The following is a 24533-nucleotide window of genomic DNA, read 5'->3' as shown; positions in this document are numbered from 1 at the left end:
GAGCTCCTCAGGCGGCGGCCAGCCGGGAGACTGCGTCCAGCAACTCGGGCGGATTGAAGGGCTTGATCAGCCAGGCGCGGGCGCCGGCGGCCTTGGCCTGTTGCATCTTGGCGGTTTCATCTTCCGTGGTCAACATGATGACCGGGATGAACTTGTGCTTGGGATGCTGCTTGATCTGCTGCACGAAGGTGATGCCGTCCATATTGGGCATGTTCACGTCACTGACGATCAGATGCACCTTGCCGGCCTTGTCGAGCTGGGCCAGGCCTTCGCGGCCATCGGCACCTTCGATCACGCTGTAACCCGCCCGCACCAGCGCCATCTTCACGAGGGCACGCAAGGAGCTGGAGTCATCGACAACCAGAACGGTTTTGGACATATGGTGGCCCTTCCCTTGGCTTTGAACTTTGGATTCAGAAAAACACGACCTTGCGAGCGGGTGCATCCGCGGACGCTGCAGCATTGGTGACATCCGTGCGGTGCCGCTGTTCGCGCATGGTGTAGCGCGTCTGGAGCTCTTGCAGCCATTGCTCGGCGGGCGGCGGCGGATCGTGTCGCTCCACCTGATCGCGCAGGCGGGTGATGTCGCCATCGACCACCGACATCAGCTGGTTCACGCGGTCCTGAAACTGCAGGCCGATGATGAGCTGTTCGATGTCGTTGCGGATGACATTGCCCCGGTCGCGCATGGTGTCTGCGTCGGCGCTGAGCTGGCGCATGTGGGCCAGCACGTCGTTGACGGCGCTGCTGGAGCGCCCGATGGCGGTTTCTTCTTCCGTGGACGCCTTGGCGGCGGCGGCCGAGGTGCCGTTCATGATCTCGGTGACCCGCGCGATGCGCTGCGTGATCTGGCTGGCCGTCTGCGCCGATGACTGGGACAGGCCACGGATCTCCTTGGCGATGGTGGCAAAGCCGCGCCCTGAATCGCCGGCATGGGCAGCCTCGATGGCGGCATTGATGGCCAGCAGATTGGTCTGCGAGGCGATCTGGGCCACCCCGGCGGCCATGGTCTGCAGGTCCTTGGTCGCGAGCATCAGCTCCTGCATGCTCGTGTTCATCGCGTCCTTGCTGTGTGTCAGGGCATTCATCACGGTGATGACCTGCTGCAGCTCTTCCTCGCACAGCGCCAGCAGCGAGGCGGTGGCGTCGTTCTGGGAGGACGCGCTCACCGTGCCCTTGAAGCCGGCGGCCTCGAACTGATCGGTGATGGAGGCGAAGTTGCCCACCAGGTCGTTCACCGCGTCATCGATCTGGGTGCGGGCCGACACCACATGCTGGTGCCACACGGGCAGCACGCCCAGCAGCAGATGGTTCAGCGGCTCGGTGCCCTGGGCCGACGCGAGGGTGGCTGCGTCGGTGTCCGTGGCGGGAGCCTGGGCCCTGGGTGCGCGCCACAGGCGCCACGCGCCCAGCACGGCCATGGCGATCGGCGGGGTCAGGGTGTAGGCATTGATCTGGTCGAGCAAGGGGATCGTTGCGACCAGGCAGGCCAGGCTGGCCCACGCCAGATCCCGATGACGAGACACCGGAGGGGCGCTGTCGACGCCAGCTGGAGAGAGCGGACGGTGCATGACGGTATCGTGTTGATGGATGAAACGAGCCAGCACACGGCTGGTCGAGAGGGCTTTTTTGTCCCGCACATCCACATCTGCAGCCACCCGGGACAAGAGTGACTGACTGAACGACACCTGAATGTCGGCTGTTTGTGGGCCAACATTGAGGACGGGGCGTCAAATTTATTTGCTGTCCTGGGTAATTTGGGACGTGCCGAGGGAGGGGGGCGGCACATGCGATAGCATCCGTCTGTTTTGACAATGGTCGTTGTCAACTAAAACACCGGAGACGCACATGTTCTACACCGTCAACAAGATCGGCGCGCTGGCCCTGTACGCGGCCACCCTCGCCAGCTTTTTTGTCGCCCTGCCGGGCTTGAGCCCCGAGGCAACCCACGGGCTGCGCCTGGGAGTGGCCATCCTGTTGGGCGCGCATGTGCTGGAGGTGGTGATCTTTCGTCGACAGGTGGCGCTGTACAAGGGCCCCTTCGTGGTCAGCGCCTTCCTGACCTTGCTGTTCGGCTTTCTGCACTGGAAGCCGCTGGCCGACGCTCAGCGCTGAAGCGCTGCAGTACAGTGCGGGCTGTGACCCCCGCACCTGACAGCCTCCAACAACTGGCCCAGCGCCTGCAACAGTTCGCTGATGCGCGCGACTGGGGGCCGTTCCATTCGCCCAAGAACCTGGCCTCGGCCCTCATTGTCGAGGCCGGCGAGTTGCTGGAGCACTTCCAGTGGATGACGGAGGCGCAAAGCCGCGAGCTGGCGCCCGAGCAGAAGCAGGCCGTGGCCCACGAGATGGCCGATGTGCTGCTCTACCTGGTGCAGTTGTCGACCGTGCTGGATGTGGACCTGGTGGCCGCCGCGCAGGACAAGATGCGCCTCAATGCGCAGAAGTATCCTGAGCCGGGGCCGAGCGGGTCGGCTGCCAATTGACGCCATCATGACCCTCACCACCTTGCACACCGCCTCACGCGGTTTCGAGTCGGCCCGTCAGGTGTCCGTGCTGCCCCAGGGGCACCGCGCGCAAGGCCTGCACGGCCACAGCTTTGTGGCCAAGATCCGCGCCAGCCTGCCGCCTGACTGGGCCTCTTTCCCGGGTGGGGAGGTCGAGGCGCTGGGCCAGCGCCTGCAGGCCTGCACGCAGCTGCTGGACTACCGCCTGCTCAACGAGGTGTTGCCTTCGCCCACCGACGAGAACATCGCCCGCTGGCTGCGTGACCGCCTGGGGGTGCCCGGCCTGGAGCAGGTGGGCATCCAGAGCCTGGCCGACCAGGGGGTGGACCTGGATCGCGAGGACAACGCCCATGTCTGGCGCCGTTACCGCTTCGAGTCGGCCCACAAGCTGCCCAACGTGCCCATGGGCCACAAGTGCGGGCGCCTGCATGGCCATGGCTTCGAGGTGATCCTGCACGCCAACCAGGATGCCGGCGGGCGCGACATCAGCATCGACTACGACCACCTCGACGAGGTCTGGGCGCCCTTCCATGCGCAGCTGCACCACAAGTACCTCAATGCCATCGAAGGCCTGAGCAACCCCACCAGCGAGGTCATCGCCGGCTGGCTGTGGACGCGCCTGAAGGCCGTGCTGCCCGAACTGTCCTGGGTGACGGTGTACGAGACGGGCTCCTGTGGTGCCAACTTCAATGGCCATGATTACCGCATCTGGAAGGAGATGACGCTGGACAGCGCCCTCTTCCTGCGCAACGCGCCGCCCGATGACCCCCTGAGCCACATCCACGGCCACACCTACACCCTGCGCCTGCACCTGTGTGCGCCCCTGGACGAGGTGATGGGCTGGACGGTGGACTTTGGCGACGTGAAGGACCGCTTCAACCCCATCTTCAAGGCGCTGGACCACCACCCCCTGCACGAGTTGCCCGGCCTGGAGGACTGCGACGCGGCGTCGATCTCGCACTGGATCCTGCGCGAAGCCCGCAAGACCTTGCCCCAGGTGGACCGCGTGGACCTGTACGAAACACGCGGTTGCGGGGCGCTGGCCCTGCTCGGCGGCGAGGGGCCCGCGCTGCCGATCTGAGGCGGCGTTTTCTCGTCATGCGGGTTTTTGCGGGATTTTCTTGAAATCGGCAAATTGACGAAAGTTGGCGTCAGTTGATGTCATTTGCATGCGTGGTGATGCATCCTGAGCGCCGCCATATACCAAATTTCTGCCTCTGTTCCTTGTGTGGGAACAAGGAATTTTGAGGCCCAGTAGGCGTACAGTCAGCCCTCATTCCTGAACGTCTGCACTGCCGCCCATGAACAAACTGACCGACCCCATCACCCTGCCGCCTCAAGAGGCTTCTGTTGACGTTCTGCTCGAAAAATACGCAGAACCAGGTGAGACTTCGGTCGATGACATCCGCCGCCGCGTGGCCCGAGGCCTGGCCGCGGTCGAGAAGACCCCCGAGGCCCGCCAGCAGTGGGAAGAGACCTTCTACAAGGCCCAGACCGAGCTGGGCGTGGTCATGGGTGGGCGCATCAACGCCGCCGCCGGCCTGGCCGACACGGCCGCCACCCTGATCAACTGCTTCGTGCAGCCGGTGGGCGATGCCATGGTGGGCTCCGATGGCCAGGTGGGCATCATGGATGCGGCCTCGCAGGCCGCCGAGACCATGCGCCGTGGTGGCGGCGTGGGCTACAACTTCAGTCACATCCGCCCCAAGGGCGCCTGGGTCAAGAAGACCAACTCGCGTGCCTCGGGCCCGGTGAGCTTCATGAAGGTGTTCGACCAGGTCTGCCAGACCGTGGAGTCGGCCGGTGCCCGTCGTGGTGCCCAGATGGGCATCCTCAATGTGTCCCACCCGGACATCGAGGAGTTCATCGTGGCCAAGCGCACGCCTGGCACGCTCAACAACTTCAATGTGTCCGTGGGCGTGGTCAAGGGCTTCATGGACGCCCTGGCCGCCGATGCCGACTGGGAGCTGGTGCACGAGGCCCAGCCTCACCCCGAGGTGCCCGACACCTACCGGCGCGACGATGGTCTGTGGGTCTACAAGCGCGTCAAGGCCTCGGACCTGTGGGCCACCATCATGAAGTCGACCTACGACTTCGCCGAGCCGGGTGTGCTGTTCCTGGACCGCATCAACGAAGAGAACCCCCTGGCCTACTGCGAGGTGATCGAGGCCACCAACCCCTGTGGCGAGCAGGCCCTGCCCTCCTACGGTTGCTGTGACCTGGGCTCGATCAACCTGGTCAGCCATGTGCGTGATGCCTTCGGCCCCAAGGCGCGATTTGACTTTGCCAGCTTCGAGCAGGGCGTGGCCCATGCGGTGCGCATGCTCGACAACGTGCTGGACGCCACCGTGTGGCCGCTGCCCGAGCAGGGCGTCGAGGCCGCTGCCAAGCGCCGCATCGGCCTGGGCTTCCTGGGCCTGGGCGATGCCCTGGTGATGATGGGCCTGCGCTACGACAGCCCCGAGGGCCGTGACATGGCCTCGCGCATCTCGGCCACCATGCGGGATGCGGCCTATGGCGCCTCGGTCGAGCTGGCCAAGGAGCGCGGCCCCTTCCCGCTGTTCGATGCGGCCAAGTACCTGAGCACCGGCAAGTTCCCGCAGCGCCTGCCCGAGAAGCTGCGCGCCTCCATCCGCAAGCATGGCCTGCGCAACTCGCACCTGATGTCGATCGCCCCCACGGGCACGATCACCCTGGCCTTTGCCGACAACGCCACCAACGGCATCGAGCCCGCCTTCTCGTGGACCTACAACCGCAAGAAACGCATGCCCGATGGCAGCAGCCGCATCTATGCGGTCGAAGACCACGCCTACCGCGTCTACCTGAGCCAGGGGGGCGATGCCAACAATCTGCCTGAGGCCTTTGTGTCGGCTCAGAGCATGTCGGCCATCTCGCACGTGGAGATGGTGGCGGCGGTGGCGCCCTTCATCGACGCGGCGATCTCCAAGACCATCAACGTGCCGGCCGACTACCCCTTCGACCAGTTCGCCGATCTGTACCTGCAGGCCTATCGCATGGGCCTCAAGGGCATCACGACCTACCGCCCCAATCCCACGCTGGGTGCGGTGCTGTCGGTCGAGCCCACGCCCGCTGCAGCCGCAGCCACCGCCCCGGCGGCCAGCGTCGCCCGCACGGACGACGACCCCCTGCGCAAGCAGTTCGATTCGCGCCCCGAGGGCGATCTGGAAGGCATCACCTCCAAGGTCGAATTCATGACCTACGAGGGCAAGCAGGCGGTGTACGTGACCGTGAACTTCCTGCGTGTGCAGGGCACCATCGGCGGACAGCCGGTGACCATCGAGCGCCCCATCGAGTTCTTCATCCCGGGCGGTCAGACCTCGGACGGCCAGCAATGGATCACCTCCAGCATGCGACTGCTGTCGATGGTGGGCCAGTCGGGCGGCTCGGTGGCCAAGGCCGTGGCCAGCATGCGCAAGGTGGTCTGGGACAAGGGCCCGGTGCGCTTTGGGTCGGTCACCAAGGAAGATGGCTCCGTGGCCCCGCGCTTCCATGACTCGGATGTGGCGGCCATCGGCTTTGCGCTGCAGCAGATCCTCTACAAGCGCGGCTTCCTGGACGTGGTGGGCAATCAGGTCCCCACCCATGTGCTGGCTGCACGACTGGCGCGTCGCGATGCCGAGTGCGGCGGCGGCGCCCGTGTCGACGAAGAGCAGCGCGAAGAGGCCGTGCGCCGTGGTGCGCCCGTGCCCAACACCGGCAAGAAGTGCCCCGAGTGCGGTGCGCACGAGATGCACAAGGTGGACGGTTGCCTCAAGTGCTCGAACTGCGGGGCGATTGGCAGTTGCGGTTGATCAGTCGCTGATCTCGTACCCTGTGCTGCGCCCGCCACCGGCGGTGCGGCGCAGGGCGCCCCACTCGATCAGGTCCTGAATGTCCCGCAGCGCGGTGTCCTGAGACACTGCATCGCTGGTCAGTGTGGTGCCTGGCCGGAAGCAGGTGCTTTTTCTCCGCATTTCATGCGGAGTTTGTGATGGTGAATCTCCGCAGTGGCAAGGGTGTCTGCCACGGCCAGGGCGTGTCCTGTGCGATATTGGCAGCCTTCCATGACCACCCTTGACGAGGCATGAGCGCCTCCCCGCCCCTCAGCCGCTCCCGGCAGATCACCCTGCTGAGCGGCCTCTATGCCGCCCAGGGCCTGCCCTTCGGTTTTTTCACTCTGGCCTTGCCTGTGCTGCTGCGCGAGGCGGGCTGGTCGCTCACGGCCATTGGCTTGCTGCAGTTCCTGGCCCTGCCCTGGGCCTTGAAGTTCCTGTGGGCGCCGGTGGTGGATCACCACGGCACACGGCGGGGCTGGTTGCTGGCCCTGCAGGGGGGCGCCTGTGTGGCGGCCTTGCTGCTGGCGTGGATGGACCTGCAGGTCGAGAGCGTGGCGCTCTTTGTGGCGGTGTTCCTCTTCAACCTGATCGCTGCCACGCAGGACATCGTGACCGACGGGCTGGCCGTGCGCATGCTCAATGCGCAAGAGCGCGGTCTGGCCAATGCCATCCAGGTGGGTGCCTACCGCCTGGGCATGATCCTGGGCGGGGGGCTGCTGCTGTGGGTGTTTGCGCGCAGCAACTGGAGCGTGATGTTCGTGTGCATGGCGGCCCTGCTGGCCATCACGACCTTGCCGGTGTGGGGCTGGCGTGAGCCCGCCGCACCGCATGCGCCCCAGGGGGCTGGGGCCTCGCCCACCACCGGGGCGTCATCCCGCCCGCGGGGATGGTCGCTGGCCTGGGCATGGCTGCACCGGGTGTTGTCGCCCGGCATGCTGACGCTGGTGGGGCTGATCTTCTGTTATCGCTTTGGAGACCAGATGGTGAGCGCCCTGATCACGCCCTTCGTGCTGGACCAGGGCGTCACCAAGGAAACCATCGCCCTCATGAAGGGCGCCGTGGGATCGGGCACCAGCCTGCTGGGCGCCGTGCTGGGGGGCTGGTTGATGCTGCGTGTCAGTCGCCGTCTGGCCCTGCTGTTGACCGGGCTCGCGCAGGCGGCGGCGTTTGGCCTGTACATCGCGGCGGCCTGTGGCCTGGGGGGCATCGGGCTGCTGTGGGCGGCCACGGTGGCCGAAGGCGTGCTGGGCACCATGGCCTCGGTGGCCCTGTTCGCCCTGATGATGGATGCGGCCGATCCGGCCCATGCCGGCACCGACTACACCCTGCTGGCCAGCATCGTGGTGGCGGTGGGTGCCCTGGGCGGTCTGGCCGGAGGCGTGGTGGGCGACACGCTGGGCTATGCCTGGGCCTTTGGCATCGGCACGGTGTTGTCGGCCTTGGGCTGCGTGGTGCTGGTGGGCTGGCTGGATCGCCACCCCACCCACGAGCGGGTGGCGCAGGCCTGGCGTTGAGTGTGCCCGCTTCAGCGGGGTTCGGGACGGGCTCCGAGGTGTTCTGTCGAGAACACCAGGGGTTTGCCTTGCAGATAGTAGGTGGGCAGCTCGTCAACCGATTGGATCTGGTACTTGTCGTGGTCGTCCAGGCGTTTGCGCATGCCTTGCAGGGTGTGAAGGGGGGCGTCTGTGGCCACCAGATTGGCCAGCCATGACGGGATCATGCCCCCGACATCGACCTGGGTCTCAAACTCGATGCGGGTCCAGCGCGCCTTGAGCGGGGTCAAGCGGAAGGTGTTGTGCAGGCTGGGCATGCGCACAAAATCCTCCGAGAGCGGGTAGCCATCCACCTGGCGTGAATCGACCACGATGCTGCCATCGTCCTGCTGGTACACCTGGGTGGTCAGCAGGACGTCGCGATCCGACGCGGGCCAGATGCCCCGAAATCGCGTGTAGGTCTGCTCGGGTGGCCGGTCCTTGAGCTGCCGAGCCGATCGGCATTGGTAGACCCACTTGTGCAGGTGGGGGATGTCGGCGATCAGGGCCAGCACTGCCAGGGCGCTGTGAGGCATCTCGGTGACGCCGCGGAAGGCCTTGATGGATTGCCCTTCCACGGGTCTGACCCAGGTCTGGATGCCTTCACGCTCGTCGCTCTTGCGCACGGGCTCCCAGGTTGAGGGCGCAGCCTGCGCCAGACGCCCCATGATCAATACACTGAACAGCAAACCCCACAGGGTCAGACGACGCATCACGCTCATGTCAGATCCTCCGTATGACAGCAGGATCTTACGTCGATGGCGCCCTCTACAATGAGCACGCAGGCCTGCTCGGGCCCGCAGTCAGCCTTGCTTGAATCATGACCCCTGCCCTGCTCAGTGATGACACGGTGGCCTTTGTCGAGCGAGAGGTCGCCATCGATCTGGCGTCGCGCTCGGCCGAGCTGCGCCCCAGCGCCTGCCGCGGCTTTGCCTGCCGCGTGGCCCCGGATCGCCAGAGTGTGACGGTCTATGTGCGCCGCCAGGAGGCGCAGCAACTGCTGCAGGACCTGCTGGTCTGCGATGCCATCGCGGTGGTGTTCTGCCTGCCCGAGACCGAGGCAGCTTTGCAGATCAAGGGGCGGCAGGTCAAGCTGTCGGCGGCATCGGCCGACGAGGTGGCCTTCGTTCAGCGCTACCGGCAGCGCTTTGTCGATGGCATTGCCGCCCTGGGCTACGACCGTGATTTTGGTGAGGCCTACATGACCATCGACCCGGAGCAGATGGTGGCCGTGAGCTTCACGCCCGAGGCGGTGTTCCAGCAGACGCCGGGCCCGCAGGCCGGCCAACGGGTGGGGGGTGGGCGGCCATGACGGTCTGCATCTCGTCGCTGCGCAACTGTTTTGAGGGGGCGGTGCCCAGTGCCCTGGCCACCTGCTCGGGCGATGGCGTGCCCAACATCGCCTACCTGTCGCAGGTGCAGTACGTGGACCACCAGCATGTGGCCCTGACCTTTCAGTTCTTCAACAAGACGCGCCAGAACATCCTGGCCAATCCGCAGGCCGTGCTCAAGCTGGCCGATCCGCTCAGCGGCGGGAGCTATGCCCTGCAGGTGCGCTATCTGCGCACCGAGACCAGCGGGCCGCTGTTCGAGAGCATGAAGGCCAAGCTGGCAGGCATCGCTTCCCACACCGGCATGGCCGATGTCTTCAAGCTGCTGGGATCGGACATCTACCGCGTCGAGCAGGTGACGACGGTGGTCCCGCCCATGCCCGGGCGGGTCATGGTTGAGCCGGATCTCCTGCCCCGCCTGCGGCACATGACGACCCGCCTCAATGCCTGCCGCGATCTGAGCGATCTGCTGGATCAGACGCTGGCTGTCCTGCAGGAGGTCTGCGGCATCGAGCACACCATGATCCTCAAGCTCGATGAATGCGGCGAGCGCCTGTTCACCGTGGCCAGCCGGGGTTATGAGCAGTCGGGCGTGGGCTCAGAGATCCCGATGGGGCATGGCGTGATCGGCGTGGCCGCGCGGGAGCGCACGCCCATCCGCATCTCGCACATGACCAGCGAGTACATCTACGGCAAGGCCGTGCGGGGCAGCGTCGAGGCCCTGGGCTTGCACCACCAGTTGGAAACCGCCATCCCCATGCCGGGCCTGCCCGAGACCCGCAGCCAGCTGGCGGTGCCCATTCTGGCCGGGCAGCAGCTCTACGGTGTGCTCTATGTCGAGAGCCCGCAGGATCTGCGCTTCAGCTACGACGACGAGGACATGCTGCAGATCCTGGCCCAGCAGTTCGGCTGGATGGCACGTGACCTGGCCTGTGCCGAACTGAGCGAGTCGGCGGCCTCCGAGTCGGCGCACGCCTCGGAGGCGGACGAGGTCCAGAGCACCAGCGGCGGGCCCGTGCAGGTGCGCTACTTCCGGGCCGACCACAGCGTGTTCCTGGACGAGGACTACCTCATCAAGGGCGTGGCCGGGGCCATCTTCTGGAAACTGGTGCAGCTCATGCAGACTGAAGGGCGTGCCCAGTTCACCAACCGTGAGCTGCGCCTGGATGGCGGCCTGGGCCTGCCCGATGTTGCGGACAACCTGGAGGCTCGGCTGGTGCTGCTGCAGCGCCGCCTGGCCGAGCGCCAGGCCTGCGTGCAGATGCACAAGACCGGGCGCGGGCGTTTTGCGCTGAGCGCATCCCGGCCCCTGCGCCTGGTGTCGGCCGACTGAGGCGAGCGGGCTCAGGCGGCCTGCGCGGGGCGTGGGTCCTGGGTCAGCGTCAGTGCGGCCTCCACGATGGCATCGACCCCGGGCGCGAAGGCCTGTTCCAGCGCATGGCTGGCCGGTGTGGGCACATCTGCGCTGGTGATGCGGCGCACCGGCGCACGCAGGGCGCTGAACGCCTGCTCTGCCACCTGCGCGGCGATCTCGGCCCCCAGGCCGCACAGGGGCCCGGCTTCGTGCACGACCATCAGGCGGCCCGTGCGCCGCACTGAGCGCAGCACGGTGGCCATGTCCAGGGGCTTGAGGCTGCGCAGGTCGATCACCTCGGCCTCCACGCCCTGAGCGGCCAGGGCCTGCGCGGCCGCCAGGCAGGTGTGCACGGCCTTGGAGTAGGACACCAGGGTGAGGTCACGGCCGGCGCGCGCCACCCGGGCCTGGCCGATGGGCACCAGGTGCTCGGGGTCGGTCGGCACGTCGCCGGGCTGATAGCCCAGGGTCATGTCGGTCAGCAGGACCACGGGGTTGTCGTCACGGATGGCGCTCTTGATCAGGCCCTTGAGATCGGCGGGCGTGGCCGGCATCAGCACCTTGAGCCCGGGGCAATGCACGAACCACGCCTCCAGATTGTGCGAGTGCTGTGCGCCCACGCCCCAGCCCGCACCGGTCTGTGCCAGGGTCACCAGCGGGAAGCTGAACTGCCCGCCCGACATGTAGCGCAGCTTGCCCGCGCTGTTGACCAGGGCGTCCATGGCATAGGTCAGGAAGGGCGCGTAGAGCATGTCGATCACGGGTCGCAGGCCGCTGGCGGCCGCCCCCACCGCGCAGCCCGCGACGATGGCCTCGGACAGCGGCGTGTTGCGCACCCGCTGGGCACCAAAGGACTGGACCAGATCGGGGTGCAGCGTGGCCACGCCCTCGCCCATGATCATGACGCGCTCATCGCGCTGCATCTCCTCGCGCAGGCCCTGGTAGAGCGCCTCCTGGGCGGTCATGGGGATGGTGATGTTCATGGCGTGCGCTTCAGGCATAGACGTCGGTGAGCAATTGCTCGACAGAAGGGAAGGGGGAGGCCTGGGCAAAGGCCATGGCCTCGTCGATGCGGGCCTGGACACGGGCCTGTATCTGCGACCAGGCGGCTGCGCTCAGGACCTGCGCTTGTGACAGGCGACGCTGTTGCCGCTGGATCGGATCCAGCTCCTGCCAGGGGGCGCGTTCCTCGGCGGTGATGTGGGCCTCGTTGTCACCGCTGAAGTGCCCCTTCTGGCGCCAGGTCCAGGTCTCCAGCAGGTAGGGCTGGCCGGTGCGTTCGATGTGGGCGATGGCCTCCTGCGTGGCCACCTGCACCGCCTCGACATCGTTGCCATCGACCGTGAGGCCGGGCATGCCGTAGCGGTGCGCCCAGGGGCTGATGTGATCGCCCACCATGGTCTCGTGGCGCCGCACGAAGGCCTGCCACTGGTTGTTCTCGCACACAAACAGGATGGGCAGGCGCCACACCGCGGCCAGATTGAGCGATTCATGGAAGATGCCTTCGCAGGCGGCGCCATCCCCAAAGAAGCAGACCACGATGCCGGGCTCGCCGCGCATCTGGCGTGCCAGGGCCACGCCGGGGGCCATCGACAGCTCACCGCCCACGATGGTGGACGTCAGCACCACCCTCAGTTCGGCGACGGAGATGTGCAAGGAGCCGCTCTTGCCCTGGCAATAGCCCGTGGCCTTGCCCATGACTTCGGCCAGCAGGCGCCCGGGGTCGGCGCCGCGGGCCAGCAGGTGCGCCGCGCTGCGGTGGTTGGTGAGGATGCGGTCATCCGGGCGCAGGGCGGAGACCACACCCACGGCGCTGGCCTCCTGCCCCTGCGATGAGCAGCTCATGGGGGCGGGCCCCTGGGCGGCCAGTGCGGCGAGGCCTTCTTCGTAGCGGCGGATCAGGAGCATGCGCTCCAGCAGGTCGAGCGCGTTCATGCGGCTTCGCGCAGGGGCGTGTCCAGGTTCAGGGCCTGCTGCAGCTTGCGCCAGTTGGGCCCGTCCAGCAGCGCTTGAGTCTGTGTCAGCTGCATCGCGAAGACCTCGGGCGGCATGCCCTGGCGCATCTCGCTGAACATGCCGGCCCGCTCGGGGTGGGCGAGCTGCGGGATCATCCAGGCCATGACCAGGGCCATCTCCTCCGGAGGGATGCTGGCCACCAGCGCATGGTGGATGTCCACGAGTTCAGCGTCGCTGTAGTGCTGCCACAGCACGGCGTTGTGATCGCGCTCTTCACACACCATGTGGGTGAAGTTTTCCGCCACGAACAGGCTCAGGGCCAGATACAGGTCCTGCCAGGCGCCGTCCTGGGTGGCGGCATCGGCCTGCTGCGCCTGCCGGGCCAGCGAGCGCAGGTGGGCGATGTGCTCGATGTGTTCTTCGTGTTCATGGCCCAGGGGGCCGGCGCTGCCCGGGCAGCGGCGCTCCATGGCCGCGTGGATGAAATCGTTTTCATGCTGCAGGTGCTGGTGGCACAGGGTCAGCAAGGCGTCGACGCTGGCGACACTGGCGGTGCGCTCGTCGGTGTCGCCCGGATCGGTGCGACCCACCTGTAGCAAGGTGTGGCTCATCTGGGCGCGGATCGCCTTGTGGATGCCTTGGTACAGGTTGACGCGGGGGGTGGGGTTCATGGGGATCTCTCCGTGCAGTTGGTGAGGGGGTGTAGACGATGAGATGACTGTAGGCAGGCGCACACAAACCGTTTCGTAAATCCTTGCTCAGCAAAACTTAAAAGTCTCTTAAGCGCGGCTGGCCGCCCACGCCCAGGCTGGTTATGCTTGGGGCCTGATCTGGCTGGTGGAGAGACACGGTGTTCAAAGGCATCCTCATTGACAAAGACGAGCAGGGCTACCGCGCCACGCTCCAGGACATCGACGACGCGGCCCTGCCCGCAGGCGATGTGACCGTGCGCGTGGCCTACTCCACGCTGAATTACAAGGACGCCCTGGCCATCACCGGCCAGTCGCCGGTGGTGCGCAAGTTCCCCCTGGTGCCAGGCATCGATCTGGTGGGCACGGTGGAGCACAGCGAGCACCCCGAGGTGCGTGTGGGCGAGGCTGTGGTCCTCAATGGCTGGGGCTTGGGCGAAACCCATTGGGGCGGCCTGGCCCAGCGTGCACGCCTGCAAGGCGGCTGGCTGGTGCCCCTGCCTGCGGCCTTCACGCCCGCACAGGCCATGGCCATTGGCACGGCGGGCTACACGGCCATGCTGTGCGTGATGGCTCTGGAGCGCCATGGCATCACACCCGATCGGGGCGAGGTCCTGGTCACCGGGGCGGCCGGTGGCGTGGGCAGCGTGGCCGTGGCCCTGCTGGCGCGCCTGGGCTACACGGTGGCCGCCGTCACTGGCCGCCCGCAGGAGGCCGATTACCTGCGGCAACTGGGCGCCAGCGAGGTGCTCGACCGTGCGGCCTTCAGCGCGCCCGGCAAGCCCTTGAGCAAGGAGCGCTGGGCCGGTGCGGTGGACACCGTGGGCAGCCACACCCTGGCCAATGTCTGCGCGGCCATGAAGTACCGCGGCGTGGTGGCCGCGTGCGGTCTGGCCGGCGGCATGGATTTCCCGGCCACGGTGGCGCCCTTCATCCTGCGCGGCGTCACGCTGGCGGGGATCGACAGCGTCATGTGCCCGCGCCCTGAGCGTCTGCAGGCCTGGCAGCGTCTGGCCACCGATCTGGACATCGGCAAGCTCGACCTCATCACCCAGCAGATCCCCCTGGCCGAGGCCATTCCCACCGCGTCCCGCCTGATCGCCGGTCAGGTGCGGGGCCGCATCGTGGTCGACGTCAACGCCTGACCCGCCATGCACGAGCACCCTTGCCCCGTCGTGTTCCTGGATGCCGGCACCCTGCCGTGCGGCCTGCACTTTGACGAGCGTCTGGCGCAGCGCCTGCACTACCAGGCCTTCGATCGCACCGCGCCCGAGCAGGTGGCCGAGCGCATCCGCGAGGCCGAGGTGGTGGTGCTCAACAAGGTGAAACTCGGGGCCGAGCTGCTCCGGCAGGCCCCGCGCCTGCAACGCATCTGCGTGGCGGCGGCCGGGACCGACAACATCGATCTGAAGGCCGCGCAGGCCCTGGGCATCGAGGTCTGCAACGTGCCCGACTATGGCAGCGATGCCGTCGCCGAACATGCCATCGCCCTGCTCTTTGCCCTGCGGCGCCACCTGCTGAGCTATGTCACGGCCGCGGTTGATGGACGCTGGTCGGCCGCGCCACACTTTTGCTGGCATGGGCCACGCATCCAGAACCTGGGTGGCTCACTGCTGGGCATCGTGGGGCGCGGGCGCATCGGTGAGGCCACCGCCCGCCTGGCGCGTGGCCTGGGCATGCGGGTGCTGTTTGCGCAGCGCCCGGGGCGGCCCCCCGCCGAGGACGAACGCCCGCTCGACGAGCTGCTGGCTCAGGTCGATGCTCTCAGCCTGCACCTGCCCTTGACGGCCGAGACCCGGGGGCTCATGGATGCCCGGCACCTGGCCCGCATGAAGCCGGGCAGCGTGTTGGTCAACACCGGCCGTGGCGCCGTGATCGACGCCCCGGCCCTGGCGGCGGCCCTGCGAGCGGGCGCCCTGGCCGGGGCGGCCATCGATGTGCTGGACGTCGAACCCCCGCCGCCCGATCACCCCTTGCTGCAAGCCGACATCCCCGGTTTGCTCCTGACCCCGCATGTGGCCTGGGCCAGCCAGGAGGCGCAGCAACGCCTGGCCCAGCGCCTGGTGGCCCGCATTGCCGAGCATGTGGCTCGGCGGGAGCCGCACGCCCCATGAACCCGATCGACGCCCCCGCCCTGTTGCGCCGCCTGTTCGATGTCGCCGTCGAGCGGGCCCAGCCCATGCGGGTGCTGCCCACCCATCTGCCCGAGCCGCCGTACGGACGCACGGTGGTGATCGGGGCGGGCAAGGCCAGCGCATCGATGGCCCGGGCCGTGCAGGCCCATTGGCCTGAGGACTGGCCACTGAGCGGCGTGGTGGTGACCCGCTATGGCCACGTCCCGCCCTCGCATCACCTGGAGGCGTCCGACCGCATCGACTTGCTGGAGGCCGCTCACCCGGTTCCGGATGCGGCGGGGCGGCAGGCTGTGGAGCGCCTGCTGGCGGCCGTCCAGGGCCTGACGGCCGATGACCTGGTGATCGCCCTGATGTCGGGGGGTGGTTCTGCCCTGCTGGCCGCTCCGCTGCCCGGCAGCTCGCTGGAGGAGGAGCAGGATCTCCACCGCCAACTGCTGCGCTCTGGCGCCACCATTGGCGAGATGAACACCGTGCGTCGCCACCTGTCGGCCCTCAAGGGTGGCCGCTTGGCGCAGCACTGCCGCCCGGCGCGCCTGCTGACCCTGGCGATCTCCGATGTGCCGGGAGACCGGCTGGAGGACATCGCCAGTGGCCCCACGGTGCCCGACCCCAGCACCTGCGCCGAGGCCCTGGCCATCATCGAGCGCCATCACCTGACATTGCCCGAGGCCGTGCTCCAGCGCCTGCGCTCGGGCGAGCTGGAAACGCCCAAGCCAGGTGATCCGGCCTGGGCACATGACCAGGCCCGGCTGATCGCCACGCCAGGGCAGATGCTGGAGGCGGCCGCCCGGGTGGCGCGGGAGCACGGGCTGGCAGCCCATGTGCTCAGCGACCGCCTGGAGGGCGAAGCCCGCACGGCAGGGGCCGAACTGGCGGCCCTGGCCAGACAGGTGGCCAAGGGCCAGGGTGAGGTGGCGTTTCAGCGGCCCTGCGTGCTGCTGTCGGGGGGCGAGACCACGGTGACTGGCGCCCCGGGGTCCGAGCCTCAGGCCGGTGGTCGCAATCGCGAGCTGTTGCTGGCGGCCGCGCTGGCCCTGGAGGGGCTGCCCGGGGTGTGGATGCTGGCGGCGGACACCGATGGCATCGACGGCAGCAGCGATGCCGCCGGTGCCGTGATCGGGCCGGACACGCTGGCCCGCGCCCGAGCCCAGGGGCTGGATGCCCAGGCCATGCTGGACGCCCATGCTTCAGGACGCTTCTTCGAGGCCTTGGGGGATCAGGTGGTGTGTGGGCCCACGTTCACGAATGTGAACGACTTCCGGGCCGTGTTCATCGCCTAGTGGCGATGTCGGCAGGCGAGGGGCCTGTCAGGCCCTCAGGCGGCCTTGCGCCAGGTGCGCTGTGAGGACAGGGCCGAGGCGGCGATGTCGCTGCGCGAAGCACGCGAGCGGTGGGCCAGCGAGCTCTGCTTGAACAAGAGCAGGGCGGCGACCATGCTCAGGCCGCCATGCAGGTAGTGCTGACCATTCAGGGCCCACAGGGCCAGCACGGCGGCGCCGATGCAGGCCACGGTGGTCCATTGCCGTGAACGGCTTCTCAGGGATGTCGCGCGAGGGGTCTGGCCAGTCATCGTTCCTCCTTCAAAGGTGTCGCCGATGTCGACGTGGCGTCTCATCCATGGTTGTAAAGGCTTGACCTATGTCATGGATACCCGAGTAAGCCCTTAAACCACCGCTTGTTTCGGGATTGGCCTGATGAGGGTTTACCCGTCAACGGGTATCGATCTGTAAGGCTCGTGTCGGGGAGCGCGCGGCTGTCACCCGCCCTGTCGTGCGGTCTTCACCATGTCGGGTGGAGGAAAAACACCATGCAACGAGATCGAAGAATCGCGATCGCGGCCCTGCCACTGTGGTGGCTGACCGCCTGCGGGGGCGGTGGGGGTGGCGAGGGCGTGCCCGATGCGCCGGCCACGCCCAGCGGCGTGCGTTATGGCGACCTGTCGTCGGCATCGCTGGGGGTGGGGGCGTCGCTGGGTGGCGCCATCCCCTTTCCGTCCGACAACGCCTGGAACACCGACATCAGCGCCTGGCCGGTGGACCCGGCCTCGGATGCCCTGATCGGCAGCATCGGCCTGACCCGTGGGCTGCATCCGGATTTCGGTGCCGGCCTGTATGAGGGCTCACCCATCGGCATCCCCTACGTGGTGGTGTCTGGCAGCCAGACGCGGGTGGCCATGACCTGGACGGCGTATGGCGACGAGAGTGATCCCGGCCCCTACCCTGTCCCCCCGGATGCGCCCATTGAAGGGGGCCCCGGCAGCACGGGGGACCGCCATGTGATCGTGATTGATCGCGACAATGATCGACTCTACGAGCTGGGCTACGCCTTTCCCCAGTCCGATGGCAGCTGGGAGGCCCACTGCGGTGCCGTGTTCCATCTGGACAGCAACACCGTGCGTCCCGGTGCACAAGCCGGCTGGACCAGCGCCGATGCGGCCGGCCTGCCCATCTTCGCGGGGCTGGCGCGTTACGACGAGGCCTCCCAGGGGCCCGGCGGCATCCGCCATGCGCTGCGCTTCACGGTGCAGACGACGCGCCGGGCCTATGTGCCCCCGGCCACGCACTGGGCGTCCTCCAACAGCCACCCGAGCCTGCCTCCCATGGGCATGCGCGTGCGGCTCAAGGCCAGTGTGGCGATCCCCTCCCATTTCAGTGTGGAGACCCGAGCCTTGCTCACGGCCATGAAGACCTACGGGATGATCGTGGCCGACAACGGCAGCAACTGGTTTGTCAGCGGCGCGCCTGACGATCGCTGGAACAACGATGCCCTGGTGTCTGAGCTTGCGCAGATCAAAGGCAGCGATTTCGAAGTGGTGCGCATGGACGGCCTGGTGACGGGCTGACAAGTCGCGCTAGAGTGGGGGCATGCAGAACTCCACCGATGTGGCGGTACCGGTGCCCTGGTTGCAGGGTGTCCTGCCGCAAGCCTATGCCGATTGCTCACCGGCCCTGTGGCCCCTGGTCGAGGCCGCCCACGACACCCCGGGGCGCCACTACCATGGCTGGTCGCATGTGCTGGCCTGCCTGGCGCAGTTCAGAGGCTTGCGTTTCGAACGGCCCCGTGTGGTGCTGCTGGCCCTGATCTTCCATGATGCCGTCTATGTGCCGGGTCGTCAGGACAACGAAGCCCGCAGCGCCGAACTGGCCGGGCAATGGCTGAACGAGCACGCCCGCCTGCCGGCCGATGAGCTGTCGCAGATTCAGGCCTTGATCCAGGCCACCGCCAACCACCATGCGCCCCGCGATCTGGACCACGACGCGCGCCAGTTCCTGGACATCGATCTGGCGGTGCTGGGGCAGGCCTGGCCCATCTACCTCCGATATGCGCAACAGGTGCGTGACGAGTGGTGCCCTGCGGTGGTGAGCCCCGAGGCCTATGTGCGCGGACGCCAGCAGTTCCTCCAGGGGCTGCTGAACCAGTCGCGGCTCTATGCCAGCCCGGAGCTGGCCCGCCAGTTGGAGGCACAGGCACGCTCCAACCTCAGCCGCGAACTCCACAGCCTGACGCCGGCCACCCCCAGCCCCTGCGTGCGCCTGTGCACCCTCAACGACCAGGACGAGTGCCTGGGGTGCGGGCGCACCCTCACGGACATCTGCGGCTGGTCAGCCATGAGCGAGCCCGAACGGCAGCAGTGTCTGCTGCGCTCGCGCGAGACCCTGGTGCGCCTGGGGCGGCTGCCTTCGTCCGAGCGCTGATCATGCCGTCGCGTCGAACTTTCCTGGCCCAGGCCCTGTTGGGGGCCGGGCTGTTGGCGGTCACGCCGCTGCCCGCACTGTGTGCGCCCGACGTCGCACTGGAGGTGGCCAATGTCACCGGGCTCTACAGCATCCGGGTGGCCCGCGTGGTGTCCCCACGCACCGTGGCCGAGGTGGCGGCCGCGATGAAGGACTGGCCGGGCCAGGTGTCGGTCGGTGGTGGCCGCTACAGCATGGGTGGCCAGGTGGCCTTGCCAGGGAGCCTGCACCTGGACATGCGCAGCCTGTCGGCCCTGGTGTGGTTGCGGGCCACGGAACGGCGGGTGCGCGTGCAGTCGGGCATGCGCTGGCGTGACCTGCAGGAGCGGATCGATCCGCATCAACTGGCCGTCAAGACCATGCAGAGTTATGCCAACTTCACGGTGGGTGGCTCGGTGTCGGTCAACGCGCACGGGCGTTATGTGGGACATGGCCCCGTGGGGGCCTCGGTGGTGGCCCTGCAACTGGTGCTGGCCAGCGGTGAGGTGGTCGAAGCCTCGCGGCAGGTGAACACCGCCTTGTTCCGTGCCGCCATCGGAGGCTACGGGGCGATCGGTGTCATCACCGAAGTCGAGCTGGAACTGGACGACAACACCCGCATCGAGCGTGTGGTCCAGCCGGTGCCCTTGCGGGACTACGTGGCGTATTTCAAGCAGCAGGTTCAGGGCCGGCCTGACAGCCTGCTGCACAACGCGGATCTGATCCCGCCCCACTTCGATGTGCCGCAGGCAGTCACCTGGCGTCGCACTGGCAAGCCCCTCACCGAGAAGGCACGTCTGGTGCCGCGGGGGCAGGCCTACACCCTGGAGAAGAACGCCCTGTGGGCCATGACCGAGCTGCCGGGCGGCCACCAGTTGCGCCAGCGCGTGGTGCAGCCCTTGCGCATGAAGGGCGGCGAGGTGGTCTGGCGCAACCATGAGGCCAGCCTCGACGTGGCCGAGCTGGAGCCCCGCACGCGGGCCATCTCGACCTATGTCCTGCAGGAGTACTTTGTGCCGCCTCGTCACCTGGAGTCGTTTGCCAAGGGCATGGCCCGTGTGCTTCGGGCGCACGATGTCGAGGCGCTCAACATCTCCATCCGGCACTCACCGGCCGACACGACCGCCCTGCTGCCCTGGGCGCGCGAGGAGGTCTTTGCCCTCGTGCTGTATTTCAAGCAGCGCGTTCATGAGCGCGCACAGGCGGCGGTGGGCGTGTGGACCCGCGAACTGATCGACCTGGTCCTGCAGCACGAGGGGCGCTATTACCTGCCCTATCAGTTGCACGCCACCCAGGCACAGTTCGACAAGGCCTACCCGGAGGCGGCAGCGTTGCGGACGCTCAAGCGTCAGTGGGATCCGGCTGGGCGGCTGTCCAATGCGCTGTGGGCCAGGTATCTGTGAGAGGCCAGATGGCCAACAACATCACTTGATCAGCGGCTTTCCCAGGCAGCCTTGCAGGCGCTGTAGATCAACACACTGGCTGGAGGGCTGGGCACGGTAAAACGTGGCCAACTCCCGCAGGCATGCCGTGCTGAGGTCGGCTCGTTGGTACCACGGCGAGCGGATGAGACTCACATCGCGGTCATGCTTGGCCAAGGCCAGCCCCACTTCCTGGTGCTGAGCCACATCACTTTCCAGATCATGGGCGAAATGCCGGTTGTCTAGCTGACAGATGCCGACGGGGCGTGCCCGGCGGCTTTTTGCCTGAAGAACTTCCCGCCAATGCGCATCACCATGCATGACATAGGCGTATGGGTTGGGCGTGTTCGCATGAGCGTTGGCATAAGCGCGTCGGGCCATTGCATATCGATGTTGTCGATAGGCTCGGTCGCCGTCTCGGATCAAGGCACGTGATGCGCGCTGCTGATCCACGGTTGCGCTGGCGCGAGCAGCGATCGCCTGATCGAGCAGGCGAGTGGTGTCGGGAAGCACGGAACGTTCGAGGGTCGGTACACCCGCCATGGCATATCCTGCCAGCGTCAAGGCTGCGAGTCCTCGGAGGATGTGCATGATGGTGCATCCTTCAGACACGTTGCCCACCTGGACATATCGGCTGTTGTTGCCATATTTGATCGGGAACCAGACCTGAACCCGCCGGGGTGGGAGCGTACGTTGCATTCCATATGGAGTTCACGGTCTGTCGCGAAGCTGGAATGATTCCGTTTGTCATGGCATGCCTCCAGGGGAGGGTCACACTCTACTCTTGGACGTCCAGCCTGGCCAGTGCCTTCGAGAGGCTCCTACCCCCCCAAAAAAACAGGCCCCGAAGGGCCTGGTCAAAGTAGCACTGGCGTGCTGCTAGGAGGAGACAGCAATGAAACAGAACACTCAAACTCAATGCATGTGGATGCCGCCGCTGGCCTTGCCCTTGCCGGCGCGTGCGGGCGGGTTGCACAGGCCACACACATAGTGGCGGGCGATCTCATGGGGGTGGGTGACGAAGTGGCCGCCGCACTTGGAGCACTTGGTCATCGTCAACATGCCGTTGTCGATGAACTTGACCAGACGCCAGGCACGCGTCACCGACAGCAGGGCTTCCAGGCCTTGGGTCTGGGTCTGCTCCAGATAGAGCTGGTAGGCCTTGATCACGGTGTCGATCTCGTCGATCTCGGCGGCCTTGTTCAGGTACTCGTGGATGTTGAGGAACAAGCTGGCGTGGATGTTGGGCTGCCAGGTCATGAACCAATCCGTCGAGAAGGGCAGTTGCCCTTTGGACGGCGACTTGCCGGAGACTTCCTTGTACAGGCGCAGCAGGCGTTCATAGGACATGTCGGTTTCCGACTCCAGCACCTGCAGGCGGGCACCCAGGTTGATCAGGGTGACGGCGCGGTCGATTTGCTTGGCTTCGGTCAACAGGCTCTTGGTGCGCATGGTGTGTTCTCCGGCTTGTCTGTCTGGGGTGTTGTTCGGGATCGAGGTGATCGGATCAGGCGGCTTCCTGGTGGCGACCGGCCATCAGGATGTTGGCGTGCAGGCGGGCGGCGCTCTCGCTCTGGCCCTTGCCGTGGTTGGTCAGCAGCGTCCAGATCAGGTCATCGTCGACACGCATGCGGCACACCAGGGTGTTGCTGGAGGCGATCTTGAGGATCTGGGCGGGGCTCAGGGCGACCAGGCGCTCGGCGGCGTCTTCCGAGATGCCCAGGCGGAACAGGGCTTGCTCGCGGTCCTCACGGATCAGGCTCTGGGCCAGCATCAGGTAGGACAGGTTGGTTTCACGGATTTCCATCAGGATCTGTTCGTTGGTCATGTCTGTGCTCCTTGCGTCAGCGGGTGTTTGCGTTGTCGATGGAGTCATTGTGCAAAGACCGGTCAAATTCCTTGATAGGTAAGCGCCTGTAAGACGCGTCAGTGTGCAGATGCTTGTTTTGTAGGAATTTGCCTGACAGAACGCCGCATCAGCGGGGTGAATGCCGGCCAGTCATCTGGGCGGGAAATCCCGGGTATTTGCGCCTTCTGCCCCGGGGCGCACCGTGGTCTGCGCTTCCCTAGTCCTAGGGGGGTGGGCCCGCCGGAGGGCATGGGGCTGCGTGCTATCGTGCCTCGCGTTGTTGCCACAGACCACAGGTGCGTCCATGCCCATCATTGCCTACCCGGATGAGTTGAAGAAGGCCTTCTGGGACAAGAAGAAGGGGTCCCTGGATGGGGCCGCCGATCTGCAGGAGCTGCTCAAGGCCCTGCAAAAGAAGCACGAGGCCATCGACTGGCCCAAGTTGGCTGCAGGCTGGGCCAAGGGCGTGGCCGATCCCGACCGCCTGCAGGCCCTGTTTGATGCGCTGGACAAGCTCTACCGCACCAAGGCGGCCCCCCTCAAGCTTGAAGCCACGGCCCTGGGATCGGCCGCGGACAAGGCCGCCAAGGCCAAGGACGCCACCAAGCCCTTGAAGGATGCCACCGCACTGATCAGCCGCGCGGCCGCCACCTATGCCAAGGCCATTGCCGCCGGGCTCGATGAGTTGGAGGCCGAGTTCACCCAGGCCCGCAAAGCGGTGCCTTCGGATCAGGGGGCTGAAGAGGATGAACCTTCCAGCGCCCTGATCGACCCCAAGCGCCTGCTCAAGCAACTGCAGTTGTGCAAGGCCGACCCCAAGCGCCAAGTGCACTTTGCCATGCTCGACGACGGCAAGCAGCCGCCCGTGCTGGTGCTGCACCAGCGCCTGTCCGGACGCACCCTGCTGGCCAAGCTGATCAAGGAGCTGAGCATCAAGACCGGGGCCTTCGGCCTGGTCTCGCTCGATGGCACGGACCTGAAGCTGGTGGTGGAAAAGAAGGTCTCCGGCCTGGTCAAGCGCATCCGCATTCCCATCCGGGCCTGCGGCTTCAAGCTGGGCAAGGTGGCCTTGCTCGACGACAAGGGCAACTCGCTGGATGAGGATCTCGGTGAGGACGAACAAGGTGAGACCGAGGCCGACGAGTCGGGTAGCACGTCGGCGGCACCCTCGGCGTCCGCGCCGGCCCCTGGCGGTGCCGCCGAGGCCCTGGCCGCCTGGAGCCGTGTTCGCGAGGTGGCCATCACCGCGCTCAAGGGCGTGGCTGGCGAGATCGCCGCGCTCAAGGACCCCGAGTCGGCCAAGGCGGTCATCGAGATCAGTGCCGTGGTCAAGAACCTCACGGCCGAGCCCCACACGCCTGCCCAGGTGGCTGAGCTGATGCGCTACATCGACAAGGACGACGTGGTCCTGGATGTGTCCGAATTGGCCCATGACATCCGCACCCCCTTGCTGAAGGCGCTCATGCAATTGCACAAGGTGCTGCCCGCCTGATCCCTCCGTTTGTTTGCACCGCTCCAGGAGTTCGCCGTGCCCCATCCTCGTTCCCTCGTTGGCAAGCTGTTGCTCAAGGTCAAGAAGAAGCCACCGGAGATTTCTGCGCCCACGCAGACCCACACCCCTCCGCCCTCGACCCCGACCGTCGACCCCAAGGCCGACGACAAGATCTCTGCGGCGCGCCAGAAGGTGCAAGAGCAGGTCGACCTGTTGGGGCAGCGCATTGAAGCGCTGCACTACGGCGCGCTCAAGACGCCGCTCGATCGCCTGGCCACCACCCTGCGTGGGCAGATGGCCACCTTGAACACCCTGCCTGACCCGGGCGCCAAGGCCACACGCCTGATGCAGGTCGGCGAGGCCTGCGGCAAGGTGTTGGTGGAGGTGGGCAAGGCCACGACGCAAGACACCAAACTGCACCAGACCCAGGAAGCCCTGGACCGAGACATCCTGGCGGCCGAGAACCTGCTGGCTGACATCACCGTGCAGGCGGCCCGTGAGCCTTTGAGCCTGCGCCTGCAAGCCATCCAGCAGCAGCGCAGCGACGCCATCGGGGCGATCGACGTGCCTGGCCTGCTCAAGCTGGGTACGCTGGCACCGCTGCTCACCCAGGTGATCGACGATGCGACGGCCAAGAAGGCACGCATGATCGAGGTGGCTGATGCACGCAAGACCTGGGCCGATGACCTGCTCAATGCCCTCAAGGTCCGCGTCAAGA

At 66.7% G+C, this 24533-nt stretch carries 25 protein-coding genes; 15 read left to right on the top strand and 10 right to left on the bottom strand.

Annotation, left to right across the window (positions count from 1 at the left end; all coding sequences use genetic code 11):
• Positions 1-7 precede the first annotated feature (7 nt).
• Both VFW84_RS15715 and VFW84_RS15710 read right to left on the bottom strand, forming a co-directional pair.
• On the bottom strand, positions 8-379 hold the full coding sequence (locus tag VFW84_RS15715) for a response regulator (protein WP_329681409.1): 372 nt from the start codon (positions 377-379) through the stop codon (positions 8-10).
• Positions 380-413: 34 nt separating this feature from the next.
• Complete coding sequence (locus VFW84_RS15710) at positions 414-1571, bottom strand: methyl-accepting chemotaxis protein (protein ID WP_329681408.1); 1158 nt, start codon at positions 1569-1571, stop codon at positions 414-416.
• Between the two features lie 277 nt (positions 1572-1848).
• On the opposite strand from VFW84_RS15710, the gene VFW84_RS15705 reads away from it, so the two are divergent.
• The 5 genes from VFW84_RS15705 (at position 1849) to VFW84_RS15685 (ending at position 7857) form a co-directional block, all read left to right on the top strand.
• Entirely contained in the window at positions 1849-2115 is a 267-nt protein-coding gene (locus tag VFW84_RS15705) for a hypothetical protein (protein WP_329681407.1), read from the top strand.
• A 23-nt stretch (positions 2116-2138) separates the two neighbouring features.
• Positions 2139-2486 (top strand): nucleotide pyrophosphohydrolase, encoded by a 348-nt coding sequence (locus VFW84_RS15700; RefSeq protein ID WP_329681406.1) that lies wholly within the window; start codon positions 2139-2141, stop codon positions 2484-2486.
• Positions 2487-2493: 7 nt separating this feature from the next.
• Positions 2494-3588: a 6-carboxytetrahydropterin synthase gene (locus VFW84_RS15695; protein WP_329681405.1), complete on the top strand. Its 1095-nt coding sequence runs from the start codon at positions 2494-2496 to the stop codon at positions 3586-3588.
• 220 nt (positions 3589-3808) lie between these two features.
• Positions 3809-6319, top strand: a complete 2511-nt coding sequence (locus VFW84_RS15690; protein WP_329681404.1) for an adenosylcobalamin-dependent ribonucleoside-diphosphate reductase — start codon at positions 3809-3811, stop codon at positions 6317-6319.
• A gap of 272 nt (positions 6320-6591) precedes the next feature.
• Complete coding sequence (locus VFW84_RS15685; protein ID WP_329681403.1) at positions 6592-7857, top strand: MFS transporter; 1266 nt, start codon at positions 6592-6594, stop codon at positions 7855-7857.
• Between the two features lie 11 nt (positions 7858-7868).
• Here VFW84_RS15685 and VFW84_RS15680 read toward each other — a convergent pair whose 3' ends face one another.
• Positions 7869-8597 (bottom strand): START domain-containing protein, encoded by a 729-nt coding sequence (locus VFW84_RS15680; RefSeq protein ID WP_329681402.1) that lies wholly within the window; start codon positions 8595-8597, stop codon positions 7869-7871.
• 98 nt (positions 8598-8695) lie between these two features.
• On the opposite strand from VFW84_RS15680, the gene VFW84_RS15675 reads away from it, so the two are divergent.
• Positions 8696-9187 carry a hypothetical protein gene (locus VFW84_RS15675; RefSeq protein WP_329681401.1) on the top strand — a complete coding sequence of 164 codons (492 nt, stop codon included), beginning with the start codon at positions 8696-8698 and terminating at the stop codon, positions 9185-9187.
• Positions 9184-10539: a GAF domain-containing protein gene (locus VFW84_RS15670; protein ID WP_329681400.1), complete on the top strand. Its 1356-nt coding sequence runs from the start codon at positions 9184-9186 to the stop codon at positions 10537-10539. Before VFW84_RS15675 ends, VFW84_RS15670 begins: the two co-directional genes overlap by 4 nt.
• Before the next feature lie 11 nt (positions 10540-10550).
• On the opposite strand, the gene VFW84_RS15665 is transcribed toward VFW84_RS15670, so the two are convergent.
• The 3 genes from VFW84_RS15665 to VFW84_RS15655 are packed head-to-tail and all read right to left on the bottom strand — an operon-like array spanning position 10551 to position 13187.
• Positions 10551-11543, bottom strand: coding sequence for a pyruvate dehydrogenase complex E1 component subunit beta (locus VFW84_RS15665; RefSeq protein WP_329681399.1), 993 nt, complete (start codon positions 11541-11543; stop codon positions 10551-10553).
• A 10-nt stretch (positions 11544-11553) separates the two neighbouring features.
• Positions 11554-12495, bottom strand: coding sequence for a thiamine pyrophosphate-dependent dehydrogenase E1 component subunit alpha (locus VFW84_RS15660; RefSeq protein ID WP_329681398.1), 942 nt, complete (start codon positions 12493-12495; stop codon positions 11554-11556).
• A complete protein-coding gene (locus VFW84_RS15655) occupies positions 12492-13187 on the bottom strand; it encodes a hemerythrin domain-containing protein (protein WP_329681397.1) in 696 nt (231 codons plus the stop codon). The genes VFW84_RS15660 and VFW84_RS15655 overlap by 4 nt, the downstream gene beginning before the upstream one ends.
• Before the next feature lie 179 nt (positions 13188-13366).
• Between VFW84_RS15655 and VFW84_RS15650 the strand changes: the two genes are divergently transcribed.
• The 3 genes from VFW84_RS15650 to VFW84_RS15640 are packed head-to-tail and all read left to right on the top strand — an operon-like array spanning position 13367 to position 16620.
• Positions 13367-14350, top strand: coding sequence for an MDR family oxidoreductase (locus VFW84_RS15650; RefSeq protein ID WP_329681396.1), 984 nt, complete (start codon positions 13367-13369; stop codon positions 14348-14350).
• A 6-nt stretch (positions 14351-14356) separates the two neighbouring features.
• Positions 14357-15319, top strand: a complete 963-nt coding sequence (locus VFW84_RS15645; protein WP_329681395.1) for an NAD(P)-dependent oxidoreductase — start codon at positions 14357-14359, stop codon at positions 15317-15319.
• Entirely contained in the window at positions 15316-16620 is a 1305-nt protein-coding gene (locus tag VFW84_RS15640; RefSeq protein WP_329681394.1) for a glycerate kinase, read from the top strand. The genes VFW84_RS15645 and VFW84_RS15640 overlap by 4 nt, the downstream gene beginning before the upstream one ends.
• Positions 16621-16655: 35 nt before the next feature.
• Here VFW84_RS15640 and VFW84_RS15635 read toward each other — a convergent pair whose 3' ends face one another.
• The gene (locus tag VFW84_RS15635) at positions 16656-16910 is read right to left on the bottom strand and encodes a hypothetical protein (protein WP_329681393.1); all 255 of its coding nucleotides are present in this window, start codon (positions 16908-16910) and stop codon (positions 16656-16658) included.
• 237 nt (positions 16911-17147) lie between these two features.
• On the opposite strand from VFW84_RS15635, the gene VFW84_RS15630 reads away from it, so the two are divergent.
• From VFW84_RS15630 to VFW84_RS15620, 3 genes are read left to right on the top strand one after another with little or no spacing between them, the layout of a single operon-like run.
• A complete protein-coding gene (locus tag VFW84_RS15630; RefSeq protein ID WP_329681392.1) occupies positions 17148-18182 on the top strand; it encodes a hypothetical protein in 1035 nt (344 codons plus the stop codon).
• Positions 18183-18204: 22 nt separating this feature from the next.
• The gene (locus tag VFW84_RS15625) at positions 18205-19035 is read left to right on the top strand and encodes a DUF1289 domain-containing protein (protein WP_329681391.1); all 831 of its coding nucleotides are present in this window, start codon (positions 18205-18207) and stop codon (positions 19033-19035) included.
• A 2-nt stretch (positions 19036-19037) separates the two neighbouring features.
• On the top strand, positions 19038-20456 hold the full coding sequence (locus VFW84_RS15620) for an FAD-binding oxidoreductase (RefSeq protein ID WP_329681390.1): 1419 nt from the start codon (positions 19038-19040) through the stop codon (positions 20454-20456).
• Positions 20457-20477: 21 nt separating this feature from the next.
• Here the strand turns inward: VFW84_RS15620 and VFW84_RS15615 are convergent, their stop codons facing one another.
• The 3 genes from VFW84_RS15615 to flhD form a co-directional block, all read right to left on the bottom strand.
• Complete coding sequence (locus tag VFW84_RS15615; protein ID WP_329681389.1) at positions 20478-21065, bottom strand: hypothetical protein; 588 nt, start codon at positions 21063-21065, stop codon at positions 20478-20480.
• 324 nt (positions 21066-21389) lie between these two features.
• Positions 21390-21926 (bottom strand): flagellar transcriptional regulator FlhC, encoded by a 537-nt coding sequence (gene flhC / locus VFW84_RS15610; protein WP_329681388.1) that lies wholly within the window; start codon positions 21924-21926, stop codon positions 21390-21392.
• Between the two features lie 55 nt (positions 21927-21981).
• Positions 21982-22302 (bottom strand): flagellar transcriptional regulator FlhD, encoded by a 321-nt coding sequence (flhD, locus tag VFW84_RS15605; protein ID WP_329681387.1) that lies wholly within the window; start codon positions 22300-22302, stop codon positions 21982-21984.
• 325 nt (positions 22303-22627) lie between these two features.
• Here flhD and VFW84_RS15600 point away from each other — a divergent pair, with 325 nt between their 5' ends.
• Entirely contained in the window at positions 22628-23815 is a 1188-nt protein-coding gene (locus VFW84_RS15600; RefSeq protein WP_329681386.1) for a hypothetical protein, read from the top strand.
• 36 nt (positions 23816-23851) lie between these two features.
• Positions 23852-24533 (top strand): hypothetical protein (locus VFW84_RS15595; protein WP_329681385.1); only part of this gene is annotated, 682 nt, incomplete at its 3' end.

The organism is Aquabacterium sp., from assembly GCF_036279655.1.
Lineage (GTDB): Bacteria > Pseudomonadota > Gammaproteobacteria > Burkholderiales > Burkholderiaceae_C > Aquabacterium.
The sequence above is the reverse complement of the archived record's forward strand: the minus strand, read 5'-3'. Positions and strand labels throughout refer to the sequence as shown.